Source organism: Aurantibacter sp. (genome assembly GCF_039941195.1).
Taxonomy (GTDB): domain Bacteria; phylum Bacteroidota; class Bacteroidia; order Flavobacteriales; family Flavobacteriaceae; genus Aurantibacter_A.
In genome coordinates, this window is sequence record NZ_JBDVFA010000025.1 from 72,516 (window position 1) to 86,808 (window position 14,293).

The window sequence follows — 14,293 nt, forward strand, 5'->3', positions numbered from 1 at the left end:
TTGAAGCGAAAAAACGCTTATCAAACAGAAGGTTAAAACTGATTTTTTCATATTTGTTATCTTAATTTAAAAAATCTAAGCTGCTGTTACTTTTTGCTAAAAGTTCATTTTCTTTTGCTAAATCAAGTGCGGTTTCTCCAAACTCAGTTGTTGATTTTACATCTGCGCCGTTAGCAATTAAAAATTTCAAAATTTTGGTGTTTCTCGTTTTCATTGCTGCATTGTGCAATGGAGTATTACCTTGATTATCTTTTGCATTAATATCAGCGCCAAAATCGCTTACTTTTTTAAGCAAATCGAGATTGTTTTTGCTTACCGCTAAATGCCAAATTGTACTTTTATTAGCTTGTGAATCCTTGAAATCAAAACCAGCTTTTTCTAAAGCTTGGACTTTAGCATCAAAATCTTTCGGGATTCCTCTAGTGTCAAATAAATAAAAAGCCAAATTGTTTCCAGAAGTATCTAATACATCAATTTTAGCTCCTTTTGAAATTAAAAAGTTTACTACTTCAGCACTATTGTTCTGAACAGCTAATGTTAAGGCAGATTGCCCTTTCTTATTTGTGTGGTTAATGTTTTTAGTTTTTTCTGCGATATAGGATATTGTTTCAAATTTATTTCTTGGTACAGAATTTAATAAGGCTGTATTTCCTTTTTCATCCTGAGCATTTATATCGACACCTTTTGCTATAAAATATTCAAATAATTTAGTGTCTGAAGAACCACCAGCTAAGTTATGAATAGGAGTTTCTCCTTCTTTGGTAACAATGTTAGGCGATATTCCAATTCCTTCAAGGTATTGAAATACTTCTATTCCATTACCACCTCCACGGCCAACTTTACTTGCGAAGAATATAGCATTCTCATTAGTAGTTTCATTCTTTTTGGTTGATACACCTCTTGCTACTAGTTGCTTTAAAATATCAATATTTCCACCTTGAGCTGCATAATGAAAAATACCATTGCCGTGCTCATCGGTGCTATTAATAGCTAAACCTTTATTAATAAAATAATCTATAATCTTCATGCTTTTTGCTCTTCCAGTAGCAACTAAAAGCGCATTCTTACCATGATGATCTTTCTCTTTTTTCACATCAGCGCCACCATCTATAAAGGCATCGTAAATTGCTGTGTCTTCTTGCCCTGAGGCAGCGGTGAATGAAATAGGGCCATAACCATGTGAATCAACTAGGTCTAATTTGGCACCTTTACCAATTAAATGTTTTACAAGCGCTACATTTCCGTTGGATGCAGCCCAAAAAATATAGGTACGAGAATCATGCGTTCTTTTGTTGATATCATTACCTTGAGCAATTAAAAAATCTATTGTTTTCAAAGGGTTGCCCTCAAATATCGCATAGGTAGTTGCATCAAAACCACCTCTATTAGATTGCGTTACAGAATGACCTTCTTTAATAGTAGCTTCAATAGCGCCAATGCTTGGTTGTTTTTCCCAGTAATCTCTGTTTAAAAAAGGATTTGGATCTCGTGGCGCATTTCGCTGGGCCACTGCACTTATGGAAACAAGTGCAAAACTGAGAACAAAAACAAAAGTTCTAATTACATTATTTTTCATATTCGAATAGTTTTAAGTTCTAATTTATCAATACCATTATCGGACAAATAGTCCGATAATGGTATTGATAAATTAATATTTTTTAAAGGTTTACCATGCGCCAATAAAATGACTGCCAGTAGCATTAACCAATTCAGCTCCTTTGGTAACTGTACCAGTTTCAGTTTCTACAATATAAATATTTCCATTTTGGCCAACTGGGGCTTGCGTAAGATAAATTTCTGTTCCGTCAACGGCATAGCCTTGGTACTGGAATAATTCAAAATCTACATCATAAGGAATATCATCTATTTTAGTAGCGGTTTTTGCATTTAAATCAACTAAGGCAAAATAGCTTTCTCCTCTACCAGAAATACCTTCTGCTGATCCATCATGTCGGTATGCTAAAACGGCTTTTCCATTTGCGGCAGGACTCCAGGCTAATACATATGCACCCGTTACACCTAAAGCATCATCTAAATTGAAATTATAAGAATCGTCATATAAATTGTCAGAACCAATTTTTAAGATATACGAACCTTCAGGGTCACTTTGGTTAGCTTGATAAACACTTCCTTCGTATTCAAAAGAATTGATACTACGGTAACCATTGGTATCACCATGGCCTACTGAAGAGGTAATGATTGTTGGGTTTAGTAAAGAAGGGTAATCCAATACAATAGTTTTGGAGCCTAATATTTCGAAATCAGTTGCATCGCTTTCTAATGTTGTAGGATCTATTTTACTTACTCGGGCACCAATGTATAATTTGTCTCCTGCTTCATTTAAAGTAGGCATATCAATTCTAGAGATATAATAACCCAGCGCTTCTTCTTCATCACTTAGTCCAATTTCATGTTCTTCAAATGCATTTATCTGAGAGTCTACTAGGTCTAAGGTTACTACTCCTATAGTTTGACTTGTTCGTATGTATGTGTCATCGGTAACTTCATCGGGAGTACCATTATCATCAACTAGGTGTTCTGTAGTTACGTATACGGCAGAACCAGTGTTATCACCATCGAACAGTTTAATCCATCTTGGAGCGGTACCAACATAAGGTGCAATACTAATCTCTGAGCCAGTTTGCTCAAAATCATTACCACCGTTTACAAGATATTTAGTATAGTTACCACCAGTGTCACCCGCATAACTAATATTAAAAATGGTACTACCATCTTCTGAGGCTTGTAGTCTAGCCGTTCTATTAGAAGGTGCTACAAAACCATTATTAAATGGGTCTATTTGTACTGTTGGGTCTTTAGCATCTTCACTGGACACGGAATATATTAAGGTTCCTCCGTTTCCATCACCAGGTTCTTCACCCATTTTTGCTCCGGCAATGGTTATCCACCTTGATTCTATCTCTTCTTGTTCTTCTTCTTGTTCTTCTTGTTCAGGATCGGGATTAATAGTGTTATCATCGCTACTACAAGCAGTCATAAAACTAATAGCAAATATTGCTATGGCGTATGATTTTAAATTTAGCAAGGGTCGTTTCATAATAGATTCTATTTTTGAAATTAAAGATTATTGATTATGTAATTTAATTTTAGATAAAAAGCTCTGCCTGGCTTTTGTACAGATAGATTATCATACACAGATTGATCAAATATGTTTTTAACATCAAAGCTGAGTACAAAGTTCTTTTTTGGGAAAGTATAGCTAAGCCCAAAATCGTGGGATATCTGTTCTGGAATTAAAAATTCTTCTTCACCAGTTGTATTTGTTCCTGCAGCGAATTTGAAAGCAAATTCGTCTGTATAATAGGCGTTGTAGAATAAGCTAATTAAAGATTTTGACTGAATAAAATCTTTTATTGTATATCGCAACCCTGCATTCATGGTAGAGAGGGGTACATTAGGAACGCTAGTTTCAACACCTGAGTTTACGGTAGTTAAACTCATATGGGTTATATTGAAGTTGAATCCGAGATTATTGTTGTATGTGTAGTTGAACTCAGCTTCGATGCCTTTGGATTCAGCAGTGTTTTCTAAGTTGGTATATTGTACAAATTCATCACTTTCTCTTAATCCATCTGCATTCGCAGGTAAACCAATTCTGTTTTCAATATTTCGAGCAAAAAAGTTAGTTGCTAGTGTAAAACCATGTTTTTTCACATTGAATTCCCCAAATCGAAAGCCAATATTTAAATTGTCACTAGTTTCTGGCTCAATGGTAAGGTTAGGGAGTAAATTGTCTCCTGCATCCCCAAAAACCTCATTCTCACTTGGTAAACGAATTGCTTTTTCAGCGGAGGTTAATAGTGTAACGGTGGGAATTATGATGTAGGAAGCAGCAAACCCATAACCGGTGTAGTCATTATTACTTTGGTACACTTCGTCAATTACTGCTGTATTATCGTCATTAAAAACAGGTTGCGTATTTAGTACTTTCTGGGCATAATGCTTACCAAAAGCATTTAACTTAAACTTATCTTCGAATGCATTGAGCTCATAGCTTAATGAAAATATATTCTTATATAAATCACTAGTTTGTTGAAAAGTGTTTTCCAGTAGCGATATCATTTCATCGCTATCTTCACGGTCAACACCACTATAAACATGATTTAGTAGTATTTTGTGATTATCGTTTAAAGTGTATGATAAACCGGAACGAACAGAGGATACTTTTCTAACAATTTTAGCGAGCGTTGGACCATTTTCATTTTGAGAACCCCATATGTATTCAAGATACTCACCATCAAAACCAATTAATCTATTACCTGTCCATGTATAAGCATCTGCAACGGTGTCATTTATTATTCGATTGCGCTTGCCATATACACCGTTAATGTTTAAATCTAGTCCCTTAACAAGTAAGTCTCTCTTTTGATAGGTTAAATTCCCTAATAGCGCATCTGATTCTAAAAAACGGTCTTTATATGGTGAAATGGTAACAAATGTCCCATGTTGTACCTCATTATATTCGTCAGAAGCGGTAACTCCAAGTAAAAATTGGTCTGCCCAACTTACATTGGTGAAGCCAAATTGTGCCATACCTCCTGAAGACCTATAGGCATCATTAAACCTTCGAGCTACTATAGGAGTTTGTACGCCATTTGGAGCAATATCAACAATGGTTCTTCCTGAAATTTTATAATCGTTGTCAGAATAATTGTGGAATGCAGAAGCTTTAATAGTAAATCCTGATTCATCAAATCGATAGGCACCGTTTATATTAGTTTGTAGTGTGTTAAACGAGCCGTATGAAACGGAAGCATTAATATTATTTTTAGCGCCTTTATGGAGCACAATGTTTATAGCTCCACCAACGGCATCACTAGACAGATGACCAGGTACTACGCCTTTATAAACTTCTATGTTTTTAATCATGGAGGGTGGTATACTGTTTAAACTAAAAGAAGAACCATAAATTGAAATAGGAATTCCGTCAATAAAAATACTTACAGACCTACCAGAAAGCCCATTTAAGCTATATTCTACATTGGAGCCTAAACCTCCGTTTTGGCGAATTTTTACGCCAACTGTAGTGTTTAATAATTCGTTTGTTTGAATACTTCGAAGTCCAGCTTCCCTTGTACTTATGGCGTTTACCGCAAAGCCCTTAGTTTCAATCTCCGTTTCTTTAGTTTTACCTTTGACAGTTACTTCATCTAGATTCTCAACATTTTCAGATAAAGTGAAATCTATCTTAAGCTGAGGTTTGTTTTTATTAACTTCTATAGACTTCGTAACTTTATTATAACCTATAAAAGAAACTGTTACTCTGTATTTGCCATAGGGTATTCTTGGAATTGTATAAAGTCCAATATCATTGGTTAATACACCAATTTTTTTTCCTTCGATTAAAACGTTAGCAAAAGGTAAAGGGCTTCCTGAGGCATCATTTACCATACCTGTAATTGTGCCAAATGTTTCTTGACTTGTAGCCGAAAACAGTGTTAAAAATGCAAATACGGTGAATAGGTTCTTCATTAATTTAAAAAAGCTGGTTATATTTATTAAGATTTAGTCTAAATAAAATATATTTGCAAATCTAAAACAGGAATGTATGCTGAACTACCGTGAAAGGAATTTTTATATACGCAAAAGGAAGTAATACAAGGTATAAGCAGAAATGAATAGCTACGGTAAAATTTTACATAAGGAAATAGCAGTTAAAAAGCTTTTTAAAGATGCTTATATAGAGAGTTCTGTCCAATATAATATTATAGAAGTAACGAATAAAGATGGAATTGCATTAATTAGTGGGGTAGACTTTTCGAACAAAAAAAAGCTGTTCGAATTCAATTCGGAAATAGGAGTTAAAAGTGATGAGCATCTTATAAAGCTTCACTTTTCTTTAGATGGATCATATTCCTATCAACCTATGAGCCATATTAAATATTTGGTTCAAATTCCTGAAAATCATTGCAACATGTTCTATTATCCAACTACGGAAGGACGAGATGTATTTTTAAGTAGCAATGCCAAGGTTTTTGAGGTTTACATTAAACCAGATTTATTACAGAAACTCATGGGTTCTGACTACGAAAGTTTATTTGGCAAATTACAAGAGGCAATAACAAATTCAAATTCCTTTGTTTTATGGGATAAAAGTAAATTTATACCACCTCAATTAAGAGGTAAAATAAATGAAATTATACAGTGTCCATATAAAGGACCAATCAGAAAAAGGTATTTGGAGAGTAAACTAACAGTTTTGCTTATAGACTTTTTAAAGGACAGGCATACTGCCAAAATATCTAATAATAATGTAAAATTACTTAATTCTGATTACCTAGCTTTGGTAAAGGTTGAGGCACATATTAGACAAAATTTAAAAAATTCACTGAAGATTTTAGATTTAGCCGAAATAGCCGGGTTCAATACAACTAAATTAAAAAGAGATTTTAAGAAGGTTTATGGTGTTACTGTTTTTAAATATATAACTGCATTGCGAATGGAAGAGGCTAAAAGTTTAATCCTTCAAGAAGGAGCTACAATAGCTTTTGCTGCCTACGAGGTAGGTTATGCTAATCCACAACATTTTACGACGGCCTTCAAAAGAACTATGGGGTATTTGCCAAGCGAATTAAAACCTGCTAATAAATAGCTACTATGGTTGTGTTGTTGCTTTCAAATATGAATAGTGTTACTTAACAAGTAATTCTAAAATGTGTTCTACACCATTCTCATCATTACTTAAAGTCTCATAATTGGCTGCTTTTTTAACATTAGGATGCGCATTTTTCATTGCGAAACTAAAATCGGCCAAGGCCAACATCTCGAGGTCATTATTAAAATCACCAAAAACCATTGTTTCTGCAGGAGTAATGTTGTATTGATTTTGAATTATATTTAATGCAAAACCCTTATTAGCATTCGGACTTGAAATATCAACCCAGTTTTCCCCAGACACTTTTACTTTTAAATCACCTTCTAAATGTTTAACCGACGGATAAATATGCTTTTCCGAACTTTCAAAATGGTAAATAGCAATTTTAATTATTTCTCCTTCGTGCTGTTTTAAGTCCTCAAGAATGGTAAATTCAGTATAGTACTCTTTTAATTTATTTACAAATTCTGGCGACGAGTTTGTTAAATATGCATTTGTTTTACTACATAATACTGGATGTACATTGGGGACAGTTTCTAGAACTTCTAAAATTTTATTTTTCGCTGCATTGGACATTGGCGTGGATAAAATTTCAGAATTATTTTTCATCGCAAAACCTCCATTTTCAGCAATTACAATAATCTCATTTTTAATTGAAGAAAGCTTGTCGACAATGCTATTATATTGTCTGCCACTAGCAGCAATAAAAAGAATGTCTTTTTTTTTAAGGTCTTTGTAAAGTTCAAAAAATCTATCACTAACCTCATGATTAGAATTCAATAAGGTGCCATCCATATCAGTGACGACTAATTTAACTTTTGATAAGTCCATTCGAGTTCATCTTTTAAGTTGCAAAGGTATTTTATATAGATTAATATGAAGTTATAATAGTAGCATAAAGTTTAAAAGATTGTTTAGTAAAAACCGTAAGTATGATCGATTTATTTTTCGGAATGAAACTCTGGATAAATATTAATGAAAAATTAATCGTTTCAAATTAAACCAATTGTCCAAAGTATGGTCTAAGATGTAAACAGTGTTAAACTTTCAATAGAAATGGGAAAACTTATATTTTCAATTTTAGCAGTAGTGTTGTTTGTATATACATCCAACGCACAAGAATTTCAAGGACAGGCCATATATCAAACTAAAACTACATTGGGTGAATTTAGAGGGCGACCAGATATGTCTGAAGCTGATAAAAAGCGGATTATGGAGCGTATGAAAAAAGCTTCGGAAAAAACTTTTGAACTTAATTTTGATAAGTCTGCTGCTACATATATTAAAGAAGAAGTGCTTGATGCTCCAAGTACAGATGGTGGAGGTAGAGGAGGTCGATTTAGGTTTAGCTCTGGAGACGATGGTAAATTATATAAGAATATCCAAGAGAAAAGCTATGCCAAAGAAGCTGAGATGTTCGGTAAGGTTTTTTTGATAAAAGATGAACTTCCAACCTTTAATTGGGTTATGGGAACGGAGACCAAAAAAATAGGTAATTATACATGTTATCAAGCCACCGCAGTAATACCTAAGGATACTGCTAGTATCGAAAGTCAGTTTGATAAAATGAGAAAAGAACGAGATAGAGAACGAAGTAAGGAAAGAGGGGAGGAAGTAGAAGAAAAACCGGATGCCGATGCTTTAAATACTGATGGGGCCAACGATGAAATAATTACTGCTTGGTTTACACCGGAAATACCTATTAGTAATGGGCCAGGAGAATACTGGGGTTTACCCGGCTTAATTTTAGAAGTTACCTCTGAAAAAACGGTTATTTTATGCACTAAAATAGTTCTTAATTCAGATGAAAAAGTTGCTATCGTTGCTCCCAAAAAAGGCAAAGAGATTAATCAAGCGGATTATGATGAATTATTAGTAAAGAAAATGAAAGAAATGTCTGAGCGCTTTAGAGGCGGTAATCGTGGTGGCGGTAGACCTGGCGGGCGAGGTAACTAAGTATTTGTTTTTCTTGAATTAATAATAGCAATCTAAATGAGAAATATTCATCGATTAAGAGTATTGGTGTTGCCGGTGTTTTTAGCAATTTATACGCTGGCTTCTGCTCAAAATATTACAATAACTGGAACCGTTAAAGACAGTCTTGGTTCTGCATTAGAAATGGCTAATGTGGTGGCTGTAAATTCAGAAACTAAAGCACTTGATGGTTTTGGAATTACCAATCAGAATGGGGAGTATAAAATTAATGTAAAAGAGAATTCGAGTTATAATTTAAAGTTTAGTTTTTTGGGGTTTCAACCAAAGGAATTATTACTAGAGGTAGGCGAAGCTGATTTACAGCGAGATGTTGTTTTATTTGAGCAAACTGAAAGTTTAGACGAAGTTGAGGTAGTTTATGAAATGCCAGTAACCATTAAGGGAGATACTATTGTCTATGATACAGATGCCTTTTCTACAGGAACCGAAAAAAAGCTAGAAGATGTACTGAAGAATTTGCCCGGAGTTGAGATTAATGATGATGGTGAAATAGAAGTAGAAGGAAAAACGGTGTCTAAGGTAATGGTGAATGGAAAAGATTTCTTCGATGGAGATTCTAAACTTGCGGCTAAAAATATTCCAGCAAACGCATTGGATAAAGTAGAAGTTTTACGAAATTTCAATGATGTTTCTCAACTAAAAGGTGTTACTAATAATCAAGATAACGTAGCATTAAATATAAAATTAAAAGAAGGGAAAGAACGTTTTTGGTTTGGTGAAATAACAGGTGGCATAGGGTTAAATGAACGTTACCTAGCGCACCCCAAACTTTTTTATTACAGTCCAAAATATAGTATTAATATACTTACCGATTTTAATAATATAGGAGAGCTTCCATTTACTTCTCGGGATTATCGAAATTTCACAGGTGGTTTTAGAAGTAGAACTGGCAATACTGGCACCAATTTTTCAGTAGGGGATGGGGGCTTAGGATTGTCACAACTGCAAAATAACAAAGCAAAAGAAATAACGTCAAAGTTTGGAGCTGTAAGTTTTAGCTATGCGCCAAGTAGTGTATTAGATATAAGTGGTTTTGCAATATATTCCTATAATAATACAACTTTAGAAACGCTAACAAGTAGAACCTTCATCAGTACTAATCAAAATGAAGTTACGACTACTAACACAGATCAATCATCTAGTTTAGGTCTATTAAAATTGAGCGCCGGGTATAATCCAAATGACAAATTGCATGCCGAATATGATGTTTTGGCTAAGTTTTCTGATGAGGATGAAGATGTATATACGCTGTCTGTAGCGGATGTTACGGATCAAATATTTCAGAATAAAAAACAAACGCCCTCAAGTATAAAGCAAAATGCAAATTTCTATTATACGGTAGATGAGAAGAATATTTTAGCACTCGAAGCCGAATATTTGTATCAAAACGAAGATCCGTTTTATAATGCCATACGTGAAATACAACCTTTTACCAGTGTATTGCCTTTAGATACATCGGTATCAGCTTTTAATATAAATCAAGATCGTAAGATTAAAACCAATAAATTAGTATTAAAAGGAGACTATTACTACATAACTGGTCCAAAAAGTAATTTAAATTTTACAATAGGAACAATACAAAGCAGTCAGCAATTTAATTCTTCAATATTTCAGATTTTGGATGACGATTCAGAATTATCTTTTTCAGATACCGATCTAGTCAATGATGTTGATTATTCTTTTTCAGATATATATGCTGGTATACACTATAAAGTAATCGCGGGAAAGTTTACAATTAATCCGGGTATATTAGCGCATAGTTATAAAGCTACTAATACACAATTGGGTTCTGAGGTGTCAGATGATTTGGTAAATATTGTTCCAGATTTATTTATAAATTATCAATTTAAACAATCAGAAAATTTACGATTTAATTATAATGTTACTCGACAATTTTCTGATATAGATAAGTTTGCAAGTGCTTATATTTTTAATAACTACAACTCCTTATATCAAGGAAATAGAGATTTGGAAAGTGCACTATTCCATAACTTATCTTTAAATTTTTTCAGCTTTAATATGTTTAGTATGCAAAATATATTTGCAAACATCACCTACAATAAACGTGTTGATGCCTTCAAAAATAATAGTACCATTACTGGAATTAATCAGGTGGGAAGTACAATTAATTCTAATCTGGAGGATGAGGTATTGAGTGGAAGTGGTAATTTTCAGCGAACATTTGGTAGAATAAAAGTTAGTACACGTGCGGCCTTATCATATTCAAAATTAAATAATATTGTAAATGGTGATCCAAGGATTTCAGAATCTTTTACTCAAAATTACAGAGCTTCTTTGGCAAGTAGTTTCAAAAATGCTCCAAATTTAGAGCTGGGATATAAGTACGCAATCAATGATTACGATAATGGGGGAGTTGCCTCAACATTTTATACGAATACACCTTATGCCGAATTTGATGCTGCATTTTTGAAAAGTTTTATTTTCTTAGCAGATTTTAATTATTATCATTATCAAGATAAGGCTGAAACTGTAGATAATGAATATGCCTTTTTAAATACAAGCTTAACCTATCAGAAAAAAGATAGTAAGTGGGAATATGCTATTGAGGTTACTAATCTTTTAAATAATGAAGAGCTTAATCAAGATAGCTTTAATGAGTTGTTTTTTAGCACATCTAGTTATGTGGTGCAACCTAGGTACGTTATGTTAAAGGTTAAGTACAATCTATAGATTCTTTTATTTTTTTTACAGCGAAATTTATTTTGTAATTTTTCAATATGAAATTTTATCAAAACGAATTTAAATTGCCTCCGTTTAAACGTGGCTTTCATCTAATTACGTCACAGGTATTACAAGAGCTGCCTCATTTACAGAATGTGAATTCTGGAATGTTACAAGTATTTATAAAACATACCTCTGCAAGCTTAACTATTAATGAGAACGCAGATCCTAGTGTTAGAGCAGATTTTGAAAGTCATATGAATATTATGGTTCCTGAGAATGCACCTTATTATATTCATACATACGAAGGTTCAGATGATATGCCTGCTCATATAAAATCATCTTTGATGGGAACTTCGGTACAAATACCCATAACTAATGGGAAGTTGAATTTGGGCATTTGGCAAGGTATTTATTTATGTGAACATCGAGATTATGCATCCGGAAGAAATCTAGTAATTTCAGCATTTGGAATTTAAAACTTTATTAAAAAAAACAGGTATGGCAACTAAAGAAGCTATTTTAAGTAAAATTCAAATATTAATAACAAATAAGTTTGATACACCTGAAGAAGCTTTTGCTTTTTTTGACGCGAATAGTGATGGAAAATTGAAAAAAAGCGAGATTGTTAGGTTATTAAAGGAAGCCGAAATTAATGGATTTATTAGAGGTTTAGTAGGATCAAAATTAATAGAAGGATACGATAATTCTGGTGATGAGCTAATTGATTGGCAAGAATTTAAATCAGCTGTTGATAAAATTATTGTTGTATAAAAAAAGCTCTGTATTAACAGAGCTTTTTATAAGTGAGATATATTTTATTTATTTTACTTTCTCTACAATTGCTTTAAAAGCTTCAGGGTGATTCATTGCTAAATCGGCAAGAACTTTTCTGTTCAATTCAATACCATTAGCTTTTACTTTACCCATAAACTGAGAGTAAGACATTCCATGTAATCTAGCTCCCGCATTAATACGAGTAATCCATAAAGCACGGAAAGTACGTTTTTTGTTTCTTCTATCGCGGTAAGCATAAAGCATTGCTTTTTCTACTGCGTTTTTGGCTACCGTCCATACGTTTTTACGTCTTCCGAAATAACCTTTGGCTTGCTTCATCACCTTTTTTCTTCTGGCTCTTGAAGCTACTGCATTTACTGATCTTGGCATAATTTTTAATTTTTTGTAGTAGGCGGTACATTTTTTTGTACACTTTTAATTGCCCAACTCCAGGGTTTATATTTAATTACCGATTAGAATAATTACTTTAAACGTAATTGTTCTTTAATACTGTTAACATCTGCATCGTGTACAAGACCCGAGTGTGTTAACGCAAGCTTACGCTTTTTAGATTTTTTAGTCAATATGTGACTTTTAAAAGCGTGCTTTCTTTTGATTTTTCCAGAACCTGTAAGCTTGAAACGCTTCTTAGCACTAGATTTTGTTTTCTGTTTAGGCATTTTCTCCTATTTAATTATTAATCTCACTTATCATGCTAAACGCTGCTCACAAAAGTAAGCAGCGCTTAGTATATGGTATAACGAACGTTGTTCGTATTATTTTTTTGTTTTAGGCGCAATGAACATTGTCATTCTCTTACCTTCTAACTTCGGCATTTGTTCTACTTTACCTAGCTCTTCTAATTCAGAAGCTAATCGTAACAACAAAATTTCACCTTGATCTTTATAAACTATTGATCGGCCTTTAAAAAAGACATATGCTTTTAATTTTGCACCATCTTTTAAAAACTTTTCAGCATGTTTCTTTTTAAACTCGTAATCGTGGTCATCTGTATTCGGTCCAAACCGAATTTCTTTAACCACTACTTTACTAGCTTTGGCTTTCATTACCTTTTCGCGTTTCTTCTGTTCGTAAAGAAACTTTTTGTAATCAATTATCTTACAAACGGGTGGCTTCGCCTTTGGCGAAATCTCCACTAAGTCCAATTCCATTTCAATTGAAAGGTCAAGGGCTTTTCGAATTGGGTAAATACCTACTTCTACATTGTCACCAACCAAGCGAACTTCTGGTGCCAATATTTTCTCATTAATATTATGCGGGTTTTTATTTTCCCGTCTAGGTTGGGGCCTAAATCTCCTACGTATTGCTATGACTTATACTTTTTAGTTAAACATTATTTAAAACGACTTTAAGGTACTATTTATTTCGCTAGTTACCAAGTCCTCAAAATCGTTAAGTGTTATAGAGCCTAAATCTTCACCCCCGTGTCTTCGCACAGATATTGTATTTTCAGCCTCTTCATTCTCCCCGACGATAAGCATAAACGGTACTTTTTGCATTTCGGCTTCCCGAATTTTTTTGCCAACTGTCTCGTTTCTACTATCAATGAGGGCGCGAATTTCGCTATTTTCTAAGGATTTTAAAACTTTTTCGGCATATTTTTCGTGTTTCTCACTAACAGGAAGAATAATTGCTTGTTCTGGTATTAGCCAAAGTGGAAAATTACCACCAGTATGTTCTAATAATAGCGCAATAAATCGCTCCAAACTTCCAAAGGGTGCACGATGTATCATTATTGGCCTATGAGACTCATTATCAGACCCTTTGTAGGTTAAATCAAAACGTTCAGGAAGGTTGTAATCTACCTGAATAGTACCCAATTGCCATTGTCTACCCAAAGCATCTTTTACCATAAAATCTAATTTGGGTCCGTAAAAAGCTGCTTCACCAGATTCAATAATAAAATCGAGTCCTTTCTCCTTAGCGGCATTTATTATTGCATTTTCCGCTTTTTCCCAATTTTCTGTAGATCCAATGTACTTATCTGGTGTATTTAAATCTCTAACAGACACCTGAGCAGTAAAGTTTTCAAAACCTAAAGAACCTAAGACATATAACGATAAATCGATTACATTTTTAAATTCTTCGTCCAATTGATCTGAAGTACAAAAAATATGAGCATCGTCTTGTGTAAAACCACGAACTCTTGTTAAACCATGTAATTCACCACTTTGTTCGTATCTATACACCGTACCGAATTCT

General features: G+C 33.6%; 13 protein-coding genes. 5 read left to right on the forward strand and 8 right to left on the reverse strand.

Annotated features, from left to right (window positions below):
- Positions 1-61: 61 nt before the first annotated feature.
- From ABJF52_RS04700 to ABJF52_RS04710, 3 genes are all read right to left on the reverse strand, one after another.
- Positions 62-1,576 (reverse strand): ankyrin repeat domain-containing protein, encoded by a 1,515-nt coding sequence (locus ABJF52_RS04700; RefSeq protein ID WP_348147004.1) that lies wholly within the window; start codon positions 1,574-1,576, stop codon positions 62-64.
- 90 nt (positions 1,577-1,666) lie between these two features.
- The gene (locus ABJF52_RS04705) at positions 1,667-3,058 is read right to left on the reverse strand and encodes a hypothetical protein (RefSeq protein WP_348147006.1); all 1,392 of its coding nucleotides are present in this window, start codon (positions 3,056-3,058) and stop codon (positions 1,667-1,669) included.
- Between the two features lie 20 nt (positions 3,059-3,078).
- Entirely contained in the window at positions 3,079-5,493 is a 2,415-nt protein-coding gene (locus ABJF52_RS04710) for a TonB-dependent receptor (RefSeq protein WP_348147009.1), read from the reverse strand.
- Positions 5,494-5,635: 142 nt separating this feature from the next.
- Between ABJF52_RS04710 and ABJF52_RS04715 the strand changes: the two genes are divergently transcribed.
- A complete protein-coding gene (locus tag ABJF52_RS04715; protein ID WP_348147012.1) occupies positions 5,636-6,613 on the forward strand; it encodes an AraC family transcriptional regulator in 978 nt (325 codons plus the stop codon).
- A gap of 39 nt (positions 6,614-6,652) precedes the next feature.
- Here the strand turns inward: ABJF52_RS04715 and ABJF52_RS04720 are convergent, their stop codons facing one another.
- A complete protein-coding gene (locus tag ABJF52_RS04720; protein WP_348147015.1) occupies positions 6,653-7,447 on the reverse strand; it encodes an HAD family hydrolase in 795 nt (264 codons plus the stop codon).
- Positions 7,448-7,672: 225 nt separating this feature from the next.
- Here ABJF52_RS04720 and ABJF52_RS04725 point away from each other — a divergent pair, with 225 nt between their 5' ends.
- The 4 genes from ABJF52_RS04725 to ABJF52_RS04740 are packed head-to-tail and all read left to right on the forward strand — an operon-like array spanning position 7,673 to position 12,067.
- A complete protein-coding gene (locus ABJF52_RS04725) occupies positions 7,673-8,572 on the forward strand; it encodes a GLPGLI family protein (RefSeq protein ID WP_348147018.1) in 900 nt (299 codons plus the stop codon).
- Positions 8,573-8,608: 36 nt separating this feature from the next.
- Positions 8,609-11,302 carry a TonB-dependent receptor gene (locus tag ABJF52_RS04730; RefSeq protein WP_348147021.1) on the forward strand — a complete coding sequence of 898 codons (2,694 nt, stop codon included), beginning with the start codon at positions 8,609-8,611 and terminating at the stop codon, positions 11,300-11,302.
- Between the two features lie 47 nt (positions 11,303-11,349).
- Complete coding sequence (locus ABJF52_RS04735; protein WP_348147024.1) at positions 11,350-11,772, forward strand: secondary thiamine-phosphate synthase enzyme YjbQ; 423 nt, start codon at positions 11,350-11,352, stop codon at positions 11,770-11,772.
- A gap of 22 nt (positions 11,773-11,794) precedes the next feature.
- A complete protein-coding gene (locus tag ABJF52_RS04740; protein WP_348147027.1) occupies positions 11,795-12,067 on the forward strand; it encodes an EF-hand domain-containing protein in 273 nt (90 codons plus the stop codon).
- A gap of 48 nt (positions 12,068-12,115) precedes the next feature.
- On the opposite strand, the gene rplT is transcribed toward ABJF52_RS04740, so the two are convergent.
- The 4 genes from rplT to thrS form a co-directional block, all read right to left on the reverse strand.
- The gene (gene rplT / locus ABJF52_RS04745; RefSeq protein WP_121849576.1) at positions 12,116-12,460 is read right to left on the reverse strand and encodes a 50S ribosomal protein L20; all 345 of its coding nucleotides are present in this window, start codon (positions 12,458-12,460) and stop codon (positions 12,116-12,118) included.
- A gap of 92 nt (positions 12,461-12,552) precedes the next feature.
- Positions 12,553-12,750: a 50S ribosomal protein L35 gene (rpmI, locus tag ABJF52_RS04750; protein WP_203252829.1), complete on the reverse strand. Its 198-nt coding sequence runs from the start codon at positions 12,748-12,750 to the stop codon at positions 12,553-12,555.
- Positions 12,751-12,846: 96 nt separating this feature from the next.
- The gene (gene infC / locus ABJF52_RS04755; protein ID WP_348147041.1) at positions 12,847-13,395 is read right to left on the reverse strand and encodes a translation initiation factor IF-3; all 549 of its coding nucleotides are present in this window, start codon (positions 13,393-13,395) and stop codon (positions 12,847-12,849) included.
- Between the two features lie 33 nt (positions 13,396-13,428).
- The coding region (gene thrS / locus ABJF52_RS04760) for a threonine--tRNA ligase (RefSeq protein ID WP_348147032.1) at positions 13,429-14,293 on the reverse strand (865 nt) is incomplete at its 5' end.